Below are 19,583 nucleotides of genomic sequence, written 5' to 3' on the forward strand. Positions count from 1 at the left end.
TCCGGAGCCCGCCGATGGCCGACGCCGCGCACCACGACAAGACCGCCCGGCAGCTGAGGCTGCTGTCGGACGCGCTCGACTCGGGCCGCCTGGGCCCGGTGCGCCGGCTGGTGAACTCGCTGTCGCCGGCCGAGATCGGCAACCTGCTCGAGTCCCTGCCGCCGGCCAAGCGCAACATCGTCTGGGGCCTGGTCGATCCCGAGGACGACGGCGAAGTGCTGGTGCACGTCGGCGACGATGTGCGCGAAAGCCTGCTCGCCGAGATGGACACCGACGAAATCGTCGCGGCCGTCGAAGACCTGGACATCGACGACCTCGCCGAACTGGCCGAAGACCTGCCCGACACGGTCATCGAAGAAGTGCTCAAGTCGATGGACCGGGAGAACCGGGAGCGGCTCGAGCAGGTGCTGTCCTACGACGAGGACAGCGCCGGCCGCCTGATGAACCCGGACGTGATCACGGTGCGCACCGACGTCACCGTCGACGTCGTTCTGCGCTACCTGCGCCTGCGCGGCGAGATCCCCGAGCACACCGACCACCTGTTCGTCGTCAGCCGCCGGCACCAGTACCTGGGCCGCGTCTCGGTCGCGTCGCTGCTGACCCACGACGCCAGCACGCCGATCAACGAACTCTTCGACGACGAACAGCCGGCGATCCCGGTGGACACGCCGGCGCACGACGTCGCCAGCCAGTTCTCCGACCACGACTGGGTCTCGGCGCCGGTGGTGGACCACAACAACATCCTGCTCGGCCGCATCACCATCGACGACGTCGTCGACATCATCCGCGACCACGCCGCGCACCAGGCGCTCAGCGCCGCCGGCCTGGACGAGGACGAGGACATGTTCAGCCCGGTCGCGCGCGCGGCGCGGCGGCGGGCGCTGTGGCTGGGCATCAACCTGCTTACGGCGTTCCTGGCCTCGTGGGTGATCGGCCGCTTCGAAGGCACCATCGAACGCCTGGTCGCGCTGGCCGTGCTGATGCCGATCGTCGCGAGCATGGGCGGCGTCGCCGGCACGCAGACGCTGACGCTGATGGTGCGCGGCATGGCCCTGGGCCAGGTCGGCATGGGCAACGTCGGCGCGCTGCTCAACAAGGAAGTGATGGTCGGCCTGCTCAACGGCCTGGCCTGGGCGCTGGTGGTGGGCTGCGTGGCGGCGCTGTGGTTCGGCGACTGGCCGCTGGGCGGGGTGATCGCCGCGGCGATGGTGATCAACCTGGTCACCGCCGCGCTGGCCGGCGTCGGCGTGCCGCTGCTGCTGCGCCGGCTGCGCATCGACCCGGCGCTGGCCGGCGGCGTCGTGCTCACCACGGTCACCGACGTGATGGGCTTTTTCTCCTTCCTCGGCCTGGCGACGCTGGTCCTGCTGTAGCTCATGGCACTTATCCGCACCGTCGCGGCGGTGATCCGCGATGCCGAAGGCCGGGTGCTGCTCGTGCGCAAGCACGGCACCGACACCTTCATCCAGCCCGGCGGCAAGCGTGAACCGGGCGAAGACTCCCTTCACACCCTGGCGCGGGAACTGACCGAAGAGCTCGGCGTGCACCTGCGACCGGGCGCCGTGCGCCTGGGCGAATTCGAAGACGTGGCGGTGAACGAGCCGGACACGCGCGTGCAGGCGGAAGTTTTCCTGGCCAGCGTCGACGGCACGCCGTCGGCCGGCGCCGAGATCGCGGCGCTGGCCTGGGTGGATCCGGAGGCCCCGGACGGACACAAGATCGCGCCGCTGTCCCGCTGGCAGATCCTGCCGATGATCGCGGCGCTGTGGAAACCGGTGCAACGCGACGCTGGCCGGCACTACACCTGGGGCGGCGACAACGACGGCTGGCACCTGTTGCAGCGGCACGACCTGTCGGTGATTGCCGAACACGTTGCGCCCGGCGGCCGTGAACAGCGCCACCACCACGGGCACGCCCGGCAATTCTTCTACATCGTCTCTGGCCGTGCGGTGATCGAACTGGCGGGTCGCGAGGTGGCGTTGGCGGCAGGCCAGGGCCTCGAAATCCCGCCGGGGCTGCCGCACCGGTTCAGCAACCCCTTCGACGAGGCCGTGGACTTCCTGGTGGTGTCGCAGCCGAGCACGCGCGGGGACCGCACGGACGATTGAGGCTGGCCGGCCCGATCGACGGCCGCGGACTTCCCCGACGCTGAACAGGGCCGTCCACCGAATTGCTTCCGGCACTCCCGGGGGTAGACTAACTCCGGTTAGTCCACCTGTTCAGGGAGCCTGCCATGGCCGAGATCATCAACATCCACGCGGCCAAGACGAATTTTTCACAGCTGGTCGAGCGGGCTGCCCGGGGTGAATCGGTGACGATTGCCAGGGCGGGAAAGCCACTGGTGCGACTGGTACCTGTCGACGCCGCCGCGCAAACGCCACGGACGGGCTTCCTCAAGGGCCACGGAAAGGTGCCGTCCGCCGACACGTTCAACCGGATGGGCAGTGAAGAACTGGCTGCGTTGTTCGAAGGCGACTCGTGAAGCTCCTGCTCGATACCCATCTCCTGCTCTGGTCCGCCACCGGGCAGCTGCCGGCACGCGTCGCCAGGCTGCTGGCCGCGCCTGCGAACGTACTTCACTTCAGCGCGGCCAGCCTGTGGGAAGTGGCCATCAAGAACACATTGGGACGCGACGATTTCCAGTTCGACGTGCAACTGTTGCGTCGCGGCCTGCAGGACGCGGGCTATGCGGAAATCCCGATCACCGCCATGCATGCCGCCGCCGTCGCCGGGCTGCCGCTTCTGCACAGGGATCCTTTCGACCGGATGCTGCTCGCGCAGGCGGCGCATGAGGGACTGGAACTGGTTACGAACGACCGCGGACTGGAGCGTTACCAAGGCTACCCGGTGCGGCGGGTCTGAACTCAGCCGGCCCGCGGCGTGGGCTTGCCCTGCTCGGCCAGGGTCAGCGCGACCTTGTCGCGCAGGTAGGCGGGTTCGAGCAGGTCGGCGGCTATGGCTTCGCCGCGCTGCCAGGCGCGCACGGCGAGCAGTGCGAGGTCGCTGGCTTGCGGCAGGGCGCTGGCCTCGAAACCGGAGAGCCGATCGCCCAGGCGGGTGACCAGCGCGCCGGCGGCGGCGGCGAAGCCGGAGCCGACACCATGCACCGGTGCGTCGGGCAGCGGCGCCTCCGACGGCGCGCACAGGCTTTCCGGACCGGCGGCGCTGACCAGGCCATCGCCATCGCGTTTGAATTCGCCGACGTAGATTTCGCCCATGCGTGCGTCGATGGCGGCGAGGATGTTTTCGCCCTGCCCCTGCATCGCCAGCACCGCCAGCGTGGACACCGGCAGCACCGGCCGGTCGAGCGCCAGCGCCAGCCCCTGCACCAGTGCAATGGCCAGGCGCACGCCGGTGAAGGCACCGGGGCCGCGGCCGACGGCGATCGCGTCGAGCTGCGACTTCGCCACGCCGGCTTCGGCCAGCAGTTCCCCGGCCCAGGGCAGCACCAGCTGGGTGTGCCGGCGCGGCGCCAGTTCGTGGCGTGCGACCACGTTGCCGTCGATGTACACGGCGACGGAGCAGGCTTCGGTGCTGGTTTCGATGGCCAGGAGTTTCATGGCGGCGATTGTGCCGCAAGCGGGGGCGTGTCCGCGCCGTCTTGTGCGCCGTCGCCGTCGCCGTTGTCGACATCGGCGAAGAAACGCTGCACGTCTTCGATCTCGCGCGTGCGGGGGAATGGCGGCAGGCTGGCCAGGAAGCTGCGGCCGTAGGGTTTGCCGAGCAGGCGCGGGTCGCACAGCACCAGCACGCCGCGGTCGTGGTCGCTGCGGATCAGCCGGCCGACGCCCTGCTTGAGCGCGATCACCGCCTGCGGCAGCTGTTCGTCGCGGAAGGGATTGCCGCCGCGCCGGCGCACGGCCTCGAGCCGGGCTTCGAGCACCGGGTCGCCCGGCGAGGCGAAAGGCAGGCGGTCGATGACGACGACGCTGAGCGCTTCGCCGGCCACGTCCACGCCTTCCCAGAAACTGGCGGCGCCGAGCAGCACGCCGTTGCCCGAGGCGCGGAAACGTTCCAGCAGCACGCTGCGCGGCGCGGTGCCCTGCACGAACAGCGGCCAGGGCGCGTCGCGCAGCTGTTCGGCGGCCTCGCGCAGCGCGCGGTGCGAGGTGAACAGCAGGAAGGCGCGGCCCTTCGAGGCTTCCAGCACCGGCCAGGCGACGTCGAGCACGGCATCGACGTAATCGTGACTGTTGGGCTCGGGCATGCCGCGCGGCAGGTAACACAGGGCCTGGTTGGGCCAGTCGAAGGGGCTGGGCTGCAGCAGTTCACGCGGCGCGTCCAGGCCCAGGCGCCGGCCCAGGTGGGCGAAGTGGCCGTCCACCGCCATCGTCGCCGAAGTGAAGATCCACGCCGCCCGGCTCTTTTCGCGGTACTCGCGCAGCGGCCCCGACACGTCCAGCGGCGTGCGCTGCAGCGTGAATCCACGCTGCGTCAGCTCGTACCACTTCACCGAAAAACCGGGATCGGCAGCGGAGGGGTCAAGAACGGGGTCAGGTTCACTTTCGGGCGATGGCACGCCGGCATCCGGATCACCATCATCCGAAAGTGAACCTGACCCCGTTCTTGGCACCTGCCCGAGCCAGGCCGCGAGGCGCCGGCGCAGTTCAACGGCGCGGTCGCAGCAGGCGGCGAAGCCGGGGGCGGCGTCGGACAGCGGGCCGAGTACGCGCTGGAGTTCGGCCAGGGTGTGTTCCAGGTGCTGCAGCGCCGCCGGGGCGCCGGGCACGGCGAGCAGGCGCGCCTGTGGGCCGCGCTGGGGCAGTTTGTCGAGCGCCAGGCGCAGGTCGCGCATGGCCTGCTCGAGCGCACGCGCCGGACCCATGACGGTCGCCAGCGAGGCGGTGACGTTCTTGCACTCGGCGAGGCTGTCGCGGGCCAGGTCGAGCAGCTGCCGCGCCGAGATGCCTTCGCCGAAGAACTGCGCCGCCAGCTCCGGCAGCTGGTGCGCCTCGTCGAGCACGAAGGCCGAAGCGCCCGGCAGGATCTCGCCGAAGCCTTCCTGCTTGATCGCCAGGTCGGCCAGCAGCAGGTGGTGGTTGACGACCACCAGGTCGGCCGCCTGCGCCTGCTGGCGCGCCTTCGCGACGAAACATTCGTCCCAGAACGGGCACTCGCTGCCCAGGCAGTTGTCGGCGGTGGACGTCACCTGCGGCCACAGCGGTGAATCCTCGGGCAGGTCGGCGAGTTCGGCGAGGTCGCCGCGCATCGTGCGGCCGGCCCAGGCCACCACGCGCTGGAAGTGCGCGACCACTTCGCGCGACTGGAATTTTTCGCCCTTGGCCTGTTCGAGGCGATACAGGCAAAGGTAATTCGCGCGGCCTTTGAGCAAGGCCGTTTTCAGGCCCGCGCCCAAGGCCTGGCGCACGCGCGGCAGGTCGCGGTGGTAGAGCTGGTCCTGCAGCGCGCGCGTGCCGGTGGACAGGATCACGCGCTGGCCCGACAGCAGCGCCGGCACCAGGTAGGCGTAGGTCTTGCCGGTGCCGGTGCCGGCCTCGGCCACCAGCGTGGCGCGCTCGTCGATCGCGTCGGCGACCGACTGCGCCAGCTGGTTCTGCGCCGCGCGCGGTACGAAGCCTTCCAGCCCGGTCGCCAGCGGCCCGTCCGGCGCCAGCGCGGCGAGCGTGCGTTCGGCGAGGTCGCCCACTTACATGCGGACCGGCGGCGCCACCGTGCAGGACTCGCCCTGGCGGTGGGCCGTGGCGGCGGCCTCGTCCGCGCCGCGCATCGTGCGGGCGTGGCCGATGGTGGCCCAGTTGCGGCGGCACAGGCCGCCCAGCTTCGGGCCCACGGCAAAGGAACGGGCGGCCAGGGTTTCCGCCTGTTCCCAGGCGCGGCGCAGCAGGGCCAACTCGGCCTGCCACTGCAGCAGGTCCGGGTCGTCCGGGCTGATCGCCAGGGCCCGGTCCAGGGTTTCGAAGGCGGCCCTGGGCTTGCCCGCGGCTTCCTGTGCCTGCGCCTGCGCGCGCAGGTCCTCGACCTGGGGATCGCGCAGCGGCTGCACTTCGAGCTCGTGGCCCTGTTCGCCGGCCGCGCGCACTTGCGCCACCAGCCCGGCGGGCGACACCCTGGCGGCCTTGCCGGCCGCCGCCCCCGCGGACGAGGACGGGCCCGCGGGCGCCGAAGCGCAGGCGGCCAGGGTCAGGGCCAGGCCCAGAACGGCAACTCGTGCAAACACGTCAGTCGATCCTTCGGTCACGGGGGTAGCGGTCGTTGCGCTCATCGCGGCTGTCGCGCCGATCGTCGCCGCCGCCGCGGAACCAGTCCAGCCAGCGGTTGCGGCGGCAGCTTACGTGGTCGGGCGGCAGGTAGCCGGCGACGAAGGCGTAACGCCGCGCGCCTTCGCAATCCTGTTCGGTGGTGGCGAACACCTCGCGGTCCACCCAGCCCCACTCCAGGCCCTGCATGCCCACGTCCAGCGGCGCCGTCGGCAGGCCGGCGAACAGCGAGGACCAGACCCGCATCGCACCGGTGGATCCGTAAAGCCCGGTCGGCTCGTTGCGGTCGTTGCCGACCCAGACCACCGCCAGGTGACTACCCGTATACCCGGCGAACCAGCTGTCGCGGCTGTCGTTGCTGGTGCCGGTCTTGCCCGCCGCCTTGAGGTGGCCCAGGCCGTCACGCACCAGCTGGCTGGCGGTGCCGCGCGTCACCGTGTCCTGCAGCGCCAGCGTGACCAGGCGCGCGGCGATCGCATCGCCGTCCTGCGCCGGCGCCGCCTTGAAGTCGTATTCGCTCACCGCCTGGCCTTTGGCGTCGAGCACGCCGCGCACCGCGCGCAGGGGCTGGATTTCGCCACCCGATGCCAGGAACTGGTAGACCTGCGTCATCGAGAAGGGGCTGAGGTCGACCGAGCCCAGGATCAGCGAAGGATTCGGGTCGGCACGCAGGCCGGCCAGCACCTTCAGCAGCTCGGCCAGCCGCTCCGGGCCCACGTCCATGCCCACGCGCACCGTCGCCTGGTTGTACGAATGCACCAGCGCGTCGGCCAGGCTGACGCGGCCATGGCTGCGGCCGTCGGAGTTCTCGGGATTCCAGCGCTTGCCGTTGGGCAGCACCAGGTTCACCGGCGCATCGTCGACCGGCGTGCCCAGCGACCAGCGGTCCGGCTGCGCCAGCGCCAGCAGGTAGACCAGCGGCTTGAGCAGCGAACCCACCGGCCGCTGCGCTTCGAGCGCGCGGTTGAAACCGGGCTGGTCGGTGTCGCGGTTGCCGACCATCGCCAGCACTTCACCGGTCTGCGTATCGGTCAGCACCAGTCCCGCCTGCAGCGGCGGCCCGTCCTTGCGCTGCACCTTGTCGAGCGTGCCGGTGACGGCCTGTTCGGCGCGCAGCTGGGCCGAGGGCGACAGCGTGGTGATGACCACCAGGCCGGCGCCGCGCAGCGCATCGGCCGGGTAGTCGCGCGCCAGCTGGCGGCGCACCAGGTCCATGAAGGCCGGGTTGCGGTTCGAGGCCACGCCCGGGCGCGCGCTGACGCCCAGCGGCGAGGCGATCGCCTTCTCCGCCTCGGCGGCGCTGATCAGGCCGGTGTCGCGCCAGACCGCCAGCACCAGGTCGCGGCGCTTTTTCGCGGCCTCCGGCCGGCGCCGCGGGTCGTACACCGACGGCCCCTGGATCATGCCGACCAGCAGCGCCATGTCCTGGGTGCGCAGCGCCGACAGGTCGCGGCCGAACCAGAACTCGGCGCCGGCGGCGATGCCGTGGATCGCCTGGTTGCCGTGCTGGCCCAGGTAGACCTCGTTGAAATAGGCCTCGAGGATGCGCTGCTTGTCGTAGCGCGCCTCGATGATGATCGAGTAGCTGGCTTCCTTGATCTTGCGGGTCCAAGCCACTTCGCGGCTGAGGAACAGGTTGCGCACCAGCTGCTGGGTGAGCGTGCTGGCGCCCTGCTCGATCTCGCCTTCGCGGGTGTTCACCCAGGCCGCGCGCAGGATGCCCCAGGGGTCGATGCCGTGGTGGTGCTTGAAGTTGCGGTCCTCGACGGCCTGCAGGCCGGTGACCAGCAGCGAGGGCACGTCCTGCAGCTGCACGAGGCGGCGCTCTTCGGTGACGTCGCCGTAAAGCGTGGCGATGCGCGCCGGATCCAGGCGGGCATCATCGACGGGCTTGCCGGACCTGCGGTCGGTGACCACGCCCACGCGGCCACCTTCGACCACCACCGACAGCCGCCGCGCCGGCACCGGCCCGTCGAGATCGGTGAAGGCGCGCGTGGCGATGTCGAAGCGTTTGCCCTCGCGCGCCCAGGTGCCGGCCAGGTCGCCGCCGTCTTCGCGGTAGCCGGCCGCCGACAGTTCGGACAGCAGGGTGTCGGCGTCCATGCGCGCGCCCGGCGACAGCGCCAGCGGTCGGGCGTAGACGCGGGTCGGCACCTGCCAGACGAGTGCGTCGAATTCGGCGCGCACGCGCTTGTCGAGCACATAGAAAAGCGGCACGCCCACGCCCACGGCCAGGCCCAGCGCGAGCAGCAAGCCGCGGAAGAGCCAGGTACGCCAGCGGGGACGGACGGAGGGGGAGCCTGAGGATTTGGGGGAAGCGTTTCGGGGCACGGACATGGATAATCCCGGGGTGCGGCGAGTCTAGCAGGCCGCGATTGCCCCGATCCCACCCGAGACTGAACGCTTCGCATGGATGCCCTAACCCGACCGGTCACGTGCCGCTGGGCCGACTCGCCGGCGCAGGCGCTGGCGCGTGCCCGTGCCGCGCATCCCGGCCAGGACGTGCTGCTGCTGCGCGAGGGCGTGGTGCTGGAAGACTCCGCCTGGGAGCGCCTGCACGCCGCCTGGCGCGACGGTGACTGGGACGTGCTGTCGCCGCTCGACGGCCGCTGGCCGCTGGGCCCCGATGCCGACGCCGCTGCGTGGACCTTCGGCGAGCATGCGGCCTTCGAATGGAATGGCTGGTCGGCCGAGTGTTCGCTGTGGCGCGGTGGCGACGGCCCGGCGCCGGACAGCCCGGACGCGCCCGCGCCGGGTCGCCGGGCCTTGCTGCCCTGCGTGCAGGTGGGTGCGGCGCAGGCGGATGCCGGCGAAGCGCCCGTGGCCGTGCGCGCGCTCCAGGCCCGCGCCCGGGCCGGCGGCCGCCGGCTGAAACCGGGCCGGCCGGTGCTGCTGCACGTGCTGCATGGCTGGGGCGGCGGCGCCGAACGTTTCGTGCGCGACCTGATCGACGCCGACGCCTCGCGCGAGCATCTGGTGCTGCTGGCGCGCGGCGACGACGACCGCCCGCCCTTCGGTCGCCGCCTGTGCCTGCACGCCGACCTGGACGCCGCGCCGCTGCAGTGCTGGGAACTGGCGGCGCCGATCGGCGACTGCGCCGCGACCTCGGCCGAGGTCGCGGCGGTGCTCGCGGAACTGCGCACGCGCTGGGGCCTCGGCGCCGTGCTGGTGTCCTCGCTGGTGGGGCACTCGCTGGACGTGCTGCGCACCGGCCTGCCGACGGCGCTGTGCCTGCACGACTTCTTCCCGGCCTGGCCGCTGCTGCACGACGCCCGCGATCCCGCCACGGCACCCTTCGACCGTGACACGCTGGCTCGGGAACTGGCGCGCGCCGGCGACGGCTTCGTTTTCCCGCACCGGGACGCGGACCACTGGTGGGCGCTGCGCGAAGCCCTGGTCGCGGCAGTGGCCCGGCACGAAGTGCGCCTGGTCGCCCCGAGCGACTTTGCCCGTGACCGCGCGCAGGCGCTGGTGACGTCCTGGGCCACGCGTCCCTGCCAGGTGATCAACCACGGATTCGCGCCCTTCGCCGCAACGACGACGACGCCGGGCGAACCCCCGGCCACGCCGCGCGCCGATGCGCCGCTGCGCGTGCTGGTGCCCGGCCGCGTCCATGGCGCCAAGGGCAGCGAACTGCTCGACCCGCTGATCGACCGCCTGCCGCCCGGCGTCGAACTGGTGCTGCTGGGCACCGGCCCCTTCGGCGAACGCTACCGCGGCCGCAGCGGCGTGCACCTGAAGAAGGACTACCAGCGCGACGAACTGCCGCACTGGCGCGACTCCCTGGTGCCCGACCTGGCACTGCTGCCGTTCACCGTGCCGGAAACCTGGTCCTACACCCTGTCGGAAATGTGGGCGCTGGGCCTGCCGGTGCTTTGCGCCGACCTGGGCGCGCCGGCCGAACGCGTGCGCGCCACCGGCGCCGGCTGGCGCTTGCCGCCCGACGCGGACGCGTTCGCGCGGCAGCTGGCGACGCTGGCTGCCGACCGCGACGCGCTGCGGGCCGTGCGTGAACGGGTGCCCGCCGCGCAGCCGGACCTGGCGGGCATGGCCGCGGCCTGGCGCGACGCGCTTCCCACGCAGCCGCCGCGCCTGCAGCTGCCACCGGCCAGGCCGGAAGCCAGCACCCGCCTGCACCTGGCTGAAAACCTGGCCTGCGCCGGCGTGCGCGCGGACCGTCTCGCCGCCGACCTCGGCGCCGCGCGCGACGAACTCGACCGGCGCGCCGACTGGGCCTTCTCGCTGCAGGCCGAGGTCCGGAAGGGCCAGGCGCGACTGCTCGAGCAGGCCAATCAAAACCAGGCACTGCAGGCGCGACTGCAGGAGCATCACGAACGGGCAGAAGAGCAGAAGCACCTCGCGACCCAGGCCCGGGCCCGCGCCGAGACCCTGCAATCCGAACGGGACACCCTGCAGCAAAAGGTGGACGAACTGCAGGCGCATATCCTGCACCTGGACCAGCAGCTCGCCGACGCCCACGGTTATTACCAGCGCGACTGCACCGACCTGGCCCGCCAGCGCGACGTCGCCCTGGCCCAGCGCGACGAAGCCCAGCAGGCGCTCGGCCAGATCAATGCCAGCCTGGCGTGGCGGGTGCTGCGGCGGCCGCACCAGGCCCTGGGCGCGGTCCGCCGGAGCCTGCAGGGCCTGGCTTTCCGCCTGCGCCAGGCGCAGTCGCTGGCGGGCCGCGGGCTCAACAGCCTGCGCGTGCGCGGCTGGGCCGGCACGCTCGAGCGCTGGCGCCAGCGCCGCGCGCCGCCGCTGGAATCGGCCGGCCCCGTGTCCGCGCCGGCCGCTTCAAGCCAGGCGGCGGCGCTGCGCCTGCCGCGGCCGGATGCGCCGCGCGCCAGCGTCATCGTGCCGGTCTACAACCAGCTGTCGATGACCCTGGCCTGCCTGCGTGCGCTGGCCGACGCCGGCGACCGCAGCGCGTTCGAGGTGATCGTCGTCGACGATGGCTCCAGTGACGCAACGCCGCAGCTGCTGCCGACCGTGCCCGGCCTGGTCTTCCACCGCAACCGCGAAAACCTGGGCTTCATCGGCGCCTGCAATGCCGGCGCGGCGAAGGCACGCGGCGAGTTCCTGGTCTTCCTCAACAACGACACCACGGTGCAGCCGGGCTGGCTGGACGCGCTGCTGGCCACCTTCGAAAGCCATCCCGACACCGGCCTGGCCGGCAGCAAGCTGGTCTATCCCGACGGGCGGCTGCAGGAGGCCGGCGGCATCGTGTTCGCCGACGGCTCGGGCTGGAACTACGGGCGCTTCGAGGACCCGTCGCACCCGCGCTTCAATTTCGTGCGCGAGGTGGACTACTGCTCCGGCGCCGCGATCGCGATCCGGCGCGAGCTGTTCGACAGCCTGCAGGGCTTCGACCCGCTGTACGCGCCGGCCTATTACGAAGACACCGACCTGGCCATGCGCGTGCGCCAGCGCGGCCTGAAGGTGCGCTACCAGCCGGCCTCGGTGGTGGTGCACCACGAGGGCGCGACCTCGGGCACCGACACCTCCAGCGGCATCAAGGCCTACCAGGTCGCCAACCAGGCCAAGTTCCTCGAACGCTGGCGCGAGGTGCTGGCGCGCGAGCACAAACCCGCCTCGGCCGGCGCCGACGCCGCCAGCGAGCGCGGCCGCCGGCACCGCGTGCTGGTGCTCGACGCCTGCACGCCCACGCCCGACCGCGACTCCGGTTCGCTGCGCATGACCGCCCTGCTGCGCCTGCTGCGCGAGGAAGGCTGCTCGGTGGTGTTCTTCCCGGAAAACCGCGCCCACGACGGCGCCTACACCGAGGCGCTGCAGCAGCTGGGCGTCGAGGCCTGGTGGCACCCGTGGGTGGCCGACGTGCCGCGCTGGCTGGCCCGCCACGGCAAGGAGTTCGACCTGGTGATCGGCAGCCGCCACTACGTGCTGGGCCCCGCGCTGCCGCTGCTGCGTTCGCTGGCGCCGCGTGCGCGGGTGGTGTTCGACACGGTGGACCTGCACTTCCTGCGCGAACAGCGCGAAGCCGAACTGGCCGGCGACGCCGCCGGCCTGCGCACCGCCGCGCGCACCCGCAAGGCCGAACTGGCCCTGGTGGCGCAGGCCGACCTGACCTGGGTGGTGAGCGAAGCCGAACGCGTGCTGCTTTGCACCGAAGCGCCGGACGCCACCGTGGACGTGGTGTCGAACATCCACGACGTCGCCGGCGCCGGCCCCGGCTTCGCGGCCCGCGAAGGCCTGCTGTTCGTCGGCGGCTTCCGGCATCCACCGAACGTCGACGCCGCGCGCTGGCTGGCCGACGAGATCCTGCCGCGCATCCACGCCCGGCGGCCCGGCCTGCCGCTGCATCTGGTCGGTGGCGACGCTTCGCCCGCGGTGCAGGCGCTGGGCGAACGCGAAGGTATTCAGTTCCATGGTTACGTGCCGGACCTGGGACCGCTTTTGAACGGCGTGCGGGTGTCGGTGGCGCCGCTGCGCTACGGCGCCGGCGTCAAGGGCAAGGTCAACCAGGCGCTGGCGCACGGCCTGCCGGTGGTCGCCACGACCTGCGCGGTCGAAGGCATGCACCTGGCCGATGGCAGCGACGTGCTGGTGGCCGACGACGCCGACGCCTTCGCGCAGGCCGTGCTGCGGCTGCACGAAGACTCGGCGCTGTGGTCGCGGCTGTCCGAGGGCGGGCTGGAAAACACCCGCCGGCACTTTTCCCCGGACGTGGTGCGGGCGCCGCTGCGCCGCCTGCTCGACGGCCTGCCCGGCCGCTGAGGCTCAGCCGCCGGCGCGCCGCAGGCGTTCGGCGAAGGTCTGCAGGCGCGGGTTCGAAGGATCCACTTCGCGGGCCGCCGACAGGGCGCGACGCGCCAGCGCGAATTCCCCGGCGCCCAGGCGCTCTTCGCCGAAGGCCAGCCAGCGGTCGGCCAGGCGCCGGCGGTCGGCGGCCAGTTCGTCGCCGCCGCGGTCGCGCACGACCAGCGCGTCCAGGCAGGCCTGGGCCGCGCCCAGCCGGTTGCCAGCCAGTTCGTCCTCGAAGCAGGCCCGGGCCCGGCGGCTGTATTCGGCGAATCCGCGGCGCACGCCGCCGTCGTCGGGCGCCAGCGCCTGGGCGCGGCGCAGCAGGTCCCAGGCGCTGGCGCCGCGGCGGCCCCCGCGGGGGGGGGGGGCCCCCGGCGGGGGGGCGCGCCGCCCGGGGCCGCGGCGCCCCCCCCCCGGCGGGTCGACCAGGTCGCCGGCGCGCATCGCGGCCGCCGCTTCGTCGAGCAGGGCCGAGAGCTGGCCCGGGTCCGCCGGACGCGCCGGCACCTCGTCCCGGGCGGCGCGGGCCTGCCCGAGCCGGCGTTCGGCGGCGGCCACGGCCGGCGAGTCCGGCGCCCAGCCTCGCGCGCGCTCGATCGCGTCGGTGGCGGCCTCGAAATCGAAGTCGGCGGCATGGCGACCGGCGCGGGCGGCCAGCATCGCCGCGGCATCGTCCATGCCCTGCCGGGCTTCGACGTCGTCGGGCCGCTCCGCCAGCAGGGCCTGGAAGCCCCGCGCCGCCGCGTCCAGCCGCCCGGCCCGGAGTTCGGCCTGCGCGGCCTGCAGCGCGGCCTCGCGGGCCTGCTCACCGCGTGCCCGCACCTCGCCCAGCCGCGCCTGCACGGCGGGCAGGCCCAGGTGGCTCGGGTCGGCCTTCACCACGCGGTCGACGAGGGCGCCGGCGGTACGCAGGTCACCCTCGGCCAGCGCGCTTTCGGCCTGGCTCAGCAGGCCCGACAGCAGGCTGCGGCGCCCTTCGAGCGCGATCGCGTTGTCGGACTGCAGGCGCAGCACGTCTTCGTAGATTGCCAGGGCGCCGGTGCCCTGCTGTTCGATGCGGCCCTGGGCCTGGGCGTCGCGCGCAGCCTGCAGGCGCTGGGCGATGTCGGCCTCCGCGGATTCGCGGGTGGCCAGCTCGGCCTCTATGCCGGCCAGGTCGTCGGCCGGGGCGGCCATCGAGCGCGCCAGGCCGAGATGCCGGCGGGCATCGTCGAAGTCGCCCGCGGCCAGCGCCGCACGCGCGTGCACGAGGGCGGCTTCGCGCACCGCGACCAGGCCGCTGCGCGCCGCCGGATGGTCGGGGTCGCGGGCCAGCACGGCCTGGAAACGTTCGCGGGCACCCTGGCCGTCGGCACGGCTGAGCTCGCCGCGGGCGAGGGCCATCTGCGCGGCTTCGATTTCGCGGTTGAGCTCGGACGACGGAATCAGCGCCTGGCTGAGGGTGTCGCGCCAGGTCGAAAGCGCGAGGGCGCCGGCCACGACCAGCACCGCCAGCACCAGCAGCAGCCAGGGCCAGGGCGACCGTCGCGACCGCCCGGACGGGCGCTCCGGGCGCTCCGGAGGGCGCGGCGACGGCGGTCCGGCGCGCTCGCGGCCGTCCGTGCGGTCGAGGTCGAGCTGGTCCAGGGCGCCCAGCGAGGGCGTCGCCCCGGGGTCCTTGCGGTGGTTCATGCCTTGCCCTTGTCCATGCGCGGCAGGATAGCAGCGCAAGCTGAACGCTCCCCGGCAGGCATCAGCCCAGGCGATGCGCCTCGCGCACGCCGGGCACGGCGTTCAGTCGGCCGAGCAGGTCGCTGAGCTGGCCGAAGTCGGCGACGCGCACCGCCAGCCGCAGCTCGGCCAGGCCCTTGTCGTCGTCCACCCGCGACTGCAGGCCGAGGATGTTCACGCCCTGCTGGGCGATGGTGTTAGTGAGGTCCTTGAGCAGCCACTTGCGGTCGAAGGCATGCACCTGGATGTCGACGTCGTAGCTGCCGCGGCTGCCGCGGCCCCATTCGACCGGCAGCAGGCGCTCGGGATTGCGTTCCTCGAGCCGCTGCAGCGCCGGGCAGCCGGCGCGATGGATGCTGACGCCGCGGCCGCGGGTGAGGTAACCGACGATCGGATCGCCCGGCACCGGCTGGCAGCAGCGCGCGATCTGGCTGAGCAGGTTGCCGACGCCTTCGACCGTGAACGGCGCGCTCGGCGGCGGCGGCGCGCTGCGCCGGACCAGCGGCGCCGGTTCGGCGGGCTCCTTGTCGGCCTGGGCGTGGTCGTGCAGGCAGCGGGTGACCTGGCTGGGACCCAGGTCGCCGAGCGCCAGCGCCAGGTGCAGGTCTTCGAGGGTTTCCAGCCGGAACTTCGCCAGCACCGGCGCCAGGTCGGCCTGGGTCAGCGCCATGCGCCGCAGCTCTTTTTCCAGCAGCTCCTTGCCGGCCTGCAGGTTGCGGGCGCGGTCGATGCGGTGGAACCAGGCGCGGACCTTGTCGCGGGCGCGGCCGGTGGCGAGGAAGCCGTTGCTGGCCAGCAGCCAGTCGCGGCGCGGTTCGGCGGTCTTGCCGGTGAGGATCTCGACCTGGTCGCCGGTGGCCGGCTTGTGGTCGAGCGGCACGATGCGGCCGTTGACCTTGGCGCCGCGGCAGCGATGGCCGACTTCGGTGTGCACCGAATAGGCGAAATCGAGCACCGTCGCGCCGCGCGGCAGGTCGATGACTTCGCCGCGCGGGGTGATCGCGTACACCCGGTCTTCGACCAGTTCGGTTGAAAAACCCTGCACCAGGGTTTCGTCGCGGTCGTCGCGGGCCTCGAGCAGCTGGCGCATCCAGGCCACCTTGCGCTCGAAGCTGGCGTCGGCGCCGCCGCCTTCCTTGTAGCGCCAGTGCGCGGCGACGCCGAGCTCGGCGTGTTCGTGCATCTGGCGGGTGCGGACCTGCACTTCCAGCGTGCGTCCGCCCGGGCCGATCACCGCCGTGTGCAGCGAGCGGTAGTCGTTGCCCTTGGGATGGGCGATGTAGTCGTCGAACTCGGACGGGATCGACGGCCACAGCTGGTGCACCACGCCCAGCACCGCGTAGCAGCTGGGGATGTCGTCCACCAGCACGCGCACCGCGCGGATGTCGTAGAGCTCGCTGAAGGGCACGCCCTTGCGCTGCATCTTCCGGTGGATGCTGTAGATGTGTTTCGGCCGGCCGGCGACATCGGCATTGCGCACGCCGGCTTCGGCCAGCGCCGCGCGGATGCGGGCCATGGCCTCGTCGATGAAGCGTTCGCGGTCGCCGCGTTTTTCGTCGAGCAGGCGGGCGATGCGCTGGTAGGTGTCCGGCTGCAGCCAGCGGAAGGCGAGGTCCTCGAGCTCCCACTTGAGCTGCCAGATGCCCAGGCGGTTGGCCAGCGGCGCGTGGATGTCGCGGGTGAGTTCGGCCAGGGCGCGGCGTTCATCTTCGGGCAGCGCGGCGGCTTCGCGCAGGCGCACCAGCTGCACGGCCAGCAGCACCAGCACCGCGCGCAAATCGCGGACCAGGGCCAGCAGCAGGCGGCGCAGGCCCTCGGCGCTGCCCTGCCCGGGCCGGTGCTGGTGCAGGTCGTCGACCTGGCCGGCGGCGACCAGGCCGTCCAGCAGCAACTTCAGGCGCGGGGCCTGCTCCAGCGCCGCGGCGGGCAGGGCCGCGCGCAGGGCCGGCCACTGGTGCAGCACGGCGGCCGCCAGCACTTCCGGGTCGGCGCGCAGCGGCCGGAGGGTGTCGAACACCGCCAGGGCGCGGTCGTGGCCGGCGTCGGCCGGCAGGCCCGCCGATGCATCCACCAGGGCCGCCCACCACGCAGCGCCGGCCTCGACGCCGGCCAGGGCTTGCTGCAAGGAGACTCGCGGGGGGCTAACGGTGTTCAAGTGGCGCCTGCATTGGCCGGGGAGTTAGACTGCCCCGCGATTGCTGGCAGTTCAACCAGTACGGATTAAAACAATGCGCCGAATGCTCCTGATCTCCCTCGTCCTGTCCGCGTTCATCGGCGGCAGCGCCCTGGCCCAGTCCTTCTCCTCGCTCGAGGAGCGCATGACCGAGGCCGAGTTCAAGGCCGCTGGCCTCGACAAGCTGTCGCCGGAAGAACTGGCCCGGCTCAACGCCTTCATCGCCGAGGAGACGGGCAAGGTCGCCTCGACGCTGCCGGAAGCGACGCCGATGGCCGACAACCGCGGCTTCTACCAGTCGCAGGGTCCGCAGGGCGAGATCATCACCTCGATCAGCGGCGAGTTCCGCGGCTGGGACGGCATGGGCGACCGCTTCACGCTCGACAACGGCCAGGTCTGGGAAGTCACCGACTCCTCGACCCGCCTGAAGGTCAAGCTCACCAACCCGGAAGTGACCATCGAGCCGGGCGTGCTGGGCGCGTGGTACCTGAAGGTGCAGGGTTACAACACCCGCGCGCGCGTCAAGCGCATCAAGTAAGCCCGCGCGGCCTGCAGCCGCTCACAGGAGCGACTGCAGGCTGCGTGCGAGTTTTTTCGCCGACACCTGGCGACGCGTGCCCAGCTCCTGGGCGAACAGCGAAACCCGAAGCTCTTCCAGGTCCCAGCGCAGCGCCTGCCAGCCCGGCTGGCCGGCTACGCCGGTGGCGCGGGCGCGTTCGAGCGCGTCGGCGAAGGGCTTGAGCTCGAGCATGCGGGCCTGGTCGCGCACCGGGTCGCGCAGCGCGCGTTCGGCGCGCAGTGAAAGCGCCTTCAGGTAACGCGGGTAGTGCGACAGCGCGTCGGCCGGCGTGCCGCGCAGGAAACCCGGCGGCACCAGGCCGTCGAGCTGCGCCTTGAGGTCGTCGAGGTTGCCCTGGGCCCAGCCCAGCAGCGGGGATTCGAGCCGCGGCTTTATTTCGGCCACCAGGCCCAGGATCTGCTCGGCCAGCTGCAGGCGCGCCATCGCCTCCGGGAACAGGCGCTTGCCGGCTTCGTGCAGCTGCGCGTTGAAGGCCGCCGGGTCGCGCACCGCGCCCGGGTCGCCGTCGGTCACTGCCAGCAGCGCGGCGTCGGCGAGGTCGGCGCGCAGGTGTTCGTGCGCGGGGCCCTGACCCGGCGCCTGCTGGAAACCTTCGATGGTTGCGTACAGCAGCGCCAGCTTCGGGCTGACCGGCAGCTGCTTGCGGGCCTGGCGCAGCTTGTCGGCCAGGGCCAGGCGCAGCAGGCGGCGCACGCCGCCCGCGTGTTCGCGCGCGGCTTCGTCGCGGTCGGCGAAGACGCTCAGCGCGACCGTGCCGCCTTCGTCCACCAGCGCAGGATAGGCCGGCACGCCGGCGGCGCCGGGCACCTGCACCGGAATCGGCGCCTCCGGAAACCTGACCAACCCTTCCTGCGCCAGGTCCTCGCCGGCGCGTTCGGCGAAGGCCTGCTCGGCGCGGTCGCCGAAGCGCGACTTCAGCGCATCCAGGTCGCGCGACAGCGCCAGCAGGGTGCCGTCGCGTTCGGCCAGGCGCAGGTTCATGCGCAGGTGCGGGCCCAGCGCCGGTTCGTCGAAGTCCAGCGCCGTCACCGGTGCGCCGGTGGCCTTGCTCAGGAAACGCGCCAGGGTGCCGGCCAGGCTGTCGGCCTCGGGCCGGGGGAAGGCCTGCGCGAAGGCACGCGCGAAATCCGGCGCCGGCACGTAGTTGCGGCGAAGCCCCTTGGGCAGGCCGCGAATGAGCGCAGTGGCCTTTTCCTCCACCAGCCCCGGCACCAGCCAGCCCAGGCGCGTGGCGTCGAGCGCCATCAGCAGGTGCAGCGGCACGTCCAGGGTGACGCCGTCCTCGGCGTGGCCGGGCTCGAAGCGATAGTGCAGCGCCAGCCGGGTGTCGCCGATCGGAAAATATTTCGGAAAACGCTCCGCCTCGCTGCCCTCGCCCGGCAGCAGTTCGGCCAGCGGCCATTCCAGGACCCTCTTCTGCTCCGGCGCGAGCTTGCCGAACCAGGCGTCGAGGCCGGCGACGGAATTGAGATCGGGCGGCAGGCGGTCGAGGTACCAGCGCGCCTGCCAGTCCTCGTCGGCGACCAGGCCGGCGCGGCGCAGCTTGGCTTCTTCCTCGCGGGCCTTTTCCAGCGTGGCGAGGTTGCGCTTGAGGAAGGGCGCGCGGCAGTCCACCTCACCCGGCACCAGGCCCTGGCGCACGAACAGCTCGCGCGCCTCGGCCGGGTACAGGCCGCCGTAGTGCACGGGTTTCTTCGGCGCCAGCACCAGGCCGAACAGGCTGACCTGCTCGCTGCCCAGCACCCGGCCCTGGCTGCGCGACCAGTGCGGGTCGAAATGTTTGCGCGCCAGCAGGTGCGGCAGTTCGGCGATGACCCAGTCGGGTTCGATCTTCGCCGCCATCAGGCCCCAGACCTTCTGGGTGTCGAGCAGCGTCGCGACCAGCACCCACGCCGGCGGTGCTTTCGCCAGTGACGAACCGGGGAACAGCTGGAACTTGCGCTGGCGCGGCGCGTCGTAGAGGCCTTTTTCGGTGCGGTGGCCGACCTGCGTGGGCAGGCCGGCGATCAGGGCGCGGTGCAGCTGGCGGTAGAAGGGGTTGGGGTCAGGTGCACTTTTCCGCCGGCGTTGGCCGGCCGACTGGGGGTCAGGTGCACTTTTCCCCGCGCTGCCTCGCTCGCCCATTGGCTCAGGAGAA

The 19,583-nt window shown here is 72.4% G+C and carries 13 protein-coding genes and 1 pseudogene; 7 read left to right on the forward strand and 7 right to left on the reverse strand.

Going from position 1 to position 19,583, the window contains the following annotated elements; genetic code table 11:
* Positions 1–14: 14 nt before the first annotated feature.
* The 5 genes and pseudogenes from mgtE to ACE3TE_RS10860 all read left to right on the forward strand — a co-directional run bounded on the left by mgtE (position 15) and on the right by ACE3TE_RS10860 (position 2,862).
* Positions 15–1,373 carry a magnesium transporter gene (gene mgtE / locus ACE3TE_RS10840; RefSeq protein ID WP_374604860.1) on the forward strand — a complete coding sequence of 453 codons (1,359 nt, stop codon included), beginning with the start codon at positions 15–17 and terminating at the stop codon, positions 1,371–1,373.
* Positions 1,374–1,376: 3 nt separating this feature from the next.
* A pseudogene (locus ACE3TE_RS10845) lies at positions 1,377–1,760 on the forward strand (NUDIX domain-containing protein); the annotation flags it as partial.
* Entirely contained in the window at positions 1,752–2,108 is a 357-nt protein-coding gene (locus ACE3TE_RS10850) for a cupin domain-containing protein (RefSeq protein ID WP_374604882.1), read from the forward strand. The pseudogene ACE3TE_RS10845 and the gene ACE3TE_RS10850, both read left to right, overlap by 9 nt.
* Before the next feature lie 125 nt (positions 2,109–2,233).
* Positions 2,234–2,482, forward strand: a complete 249-nt coding sequence (locus tag ACE3TE_RS10855; RefSeq protein WP_374604862.1) for a type II toxin-antitoxin system Phd/YefM family antitoxin — start codon at positions 2,234–2,236, stop codon at positions 2,480–2,482.
* On the forward strand, positions 2,479–2,862 hold the full coding sequence (locus tag ACE3TE_RS10860) for a type II toxin-antitoxin system VapC family toxin (protein WP_374604864.1): 384 nt from the start codon (positions 2,479–2,481) through the stop codon (positions 2,860–2,862). The genes ACE3TE_RS10855 and ACE3TE_RS10860 overlap by 4 nt, the downstream gene beginning before the upstream one ends.
* 2 nt (positions 2,863–2,864) lie before the next feature.
* Here ACE3TE_RS10860 and tsaB read toward each other — a convergent pair whose 3' ends face one another.
* From tsaB to mrcB, 4 genes are read right to left on the reverse strand one after another with little or no spacing between them, the layout of a single operon-like run.
* Positions 2,865–3,560: a tRNA (adenosine(37)-N6)-threonylcarbamoyltransferase complex dimerization subunit type 1 TsaB gene (gene tsaB / locus ACE3TE_RS10865; RefSeq protein WP_374604866.1), complete on the reverse strand. Its 696-nt coding sequence runs from the start codon at positions 3,558–3,560 to the stop codon at positions 2,865–2,867.
* Entirely contained in the window at positions 3,557–5,647 is a 2,091-nt protein-coding gene (locus tag ACE3TE_RS10870; protein WP_374604867.1) for an ATP-dependent DNA helicase, read from the reverse strand. The genes tsaB and ACE3TE_RS10870 overlap by 4 nt, the downstream gene beginning before the upstream one ends.
* Positions 5,648–6,178, reverse strand: coding sequence for a tetratricopeptide repeat protein (locus tag ACE3TE_RS10875; RefSeq protein WP_374604869.1), 531 nt, complete (start codon positions 6,176–6,178; stop codon positions 5,648–5,650).
* Position 6,179: 1 nt separating this feature from the next.
* Positions 6,180–8,471: a penicillin-binding protein 1B gene (gene mrcB / locus ACE3TE_RS10880; RefSeq protein WP_374604870.1), complete on the reverse strand. Its 2,292-nt coding sequence runs from the start codon at positions 8,469–8,471 to the stop codon at positions 6,180–6,182.
* A gap of 2,364 nt (positions 8,472–10,835) precedes the next feature.
* Here mrcB and ACE3TE_RS10885 point away from each other — a divergent pair.
* Positions 10,836–12,956, forward strand: a complete 2,121-nt coding sequence (locus ACE3TE_RS10885; protein WP_374604884.1) for a glycosyltransferase — start codon at positions 10,836–10,838, stop codon at positions 12,954–12,956.
* 3 nt (positions 12,957–12,959) lie between these two features.
* Here the strand turns inward: ACE3TE_RS10885 and ACE3TE_RS10890 are convergent, their stop codons facing one another.
* The gene (locus ACE3TE_RS10890) at positions 12,960–14,654 is read right to left on the reverse strand and encodes a hypothetical protein (RefSeq protein WP_374604872.1); all 1,695 of its coding nucleotides are present in this window, start codon (positions 14,652–14,654) and stop codon (positions 12,960–12,962) included.
* Between the two features lie 61 nt (positions 14,655–14,715).
* Positions 14,716–16,818 carry a bifunctional (p)ppGpp synthetase/guanosine-3',5'-bis(diphosphate) 3'-pyrophosphohydrolase gene (locus ACE3TE_RS10895; protein ID WP_374604874.1) on the reverse strand — a complete coding sequence of 701 codons (2,103 nt, stop codon included), beginning with the start codon at positions 16,816–16,818 and terminating at the stop codon, positions 14,716–14,718.
* Between the two features lie 112 nt (positions 16,819–16,930).
* Here ACE3TE_RS10895 and ACE3TE_RS10900 point away from each other — a divergent pair, with 112 nt between their 5' ends.
* Positions 16,931–17,404, forward strand: a complete 474-nt coding sequence (locus ACE3TE_RS10900; protein ID WP_374604875.1) for a hypothetical protein — start codon at positions 16,931–16,933, stop codon at positions 17,402–17,404.
* Positions 17,405–17,425: 21 nt separating this feature from the next.
* On the opposite strand, the gene ACE3TE_RS10905 is transcribed toward ACE3TE_RS10900, so the two are convergent.
* Positions 17,426–19,583: DUF3418 domain-containing protein (locus ACE3TE_RS10905; RefSeq protein ID WP_374604877.1), on the reverse strand; the 2,158-nt coding region annotated here is incomplete at its 5' end.

The organism is Arenimonas sp. (assembly GCF_041919775.1).
GTDB lineage: Bacteria > Pseudomonadota > Gammaproteobacteria > Xanthomonadales > Xanthomonadaceae > Arenimonas.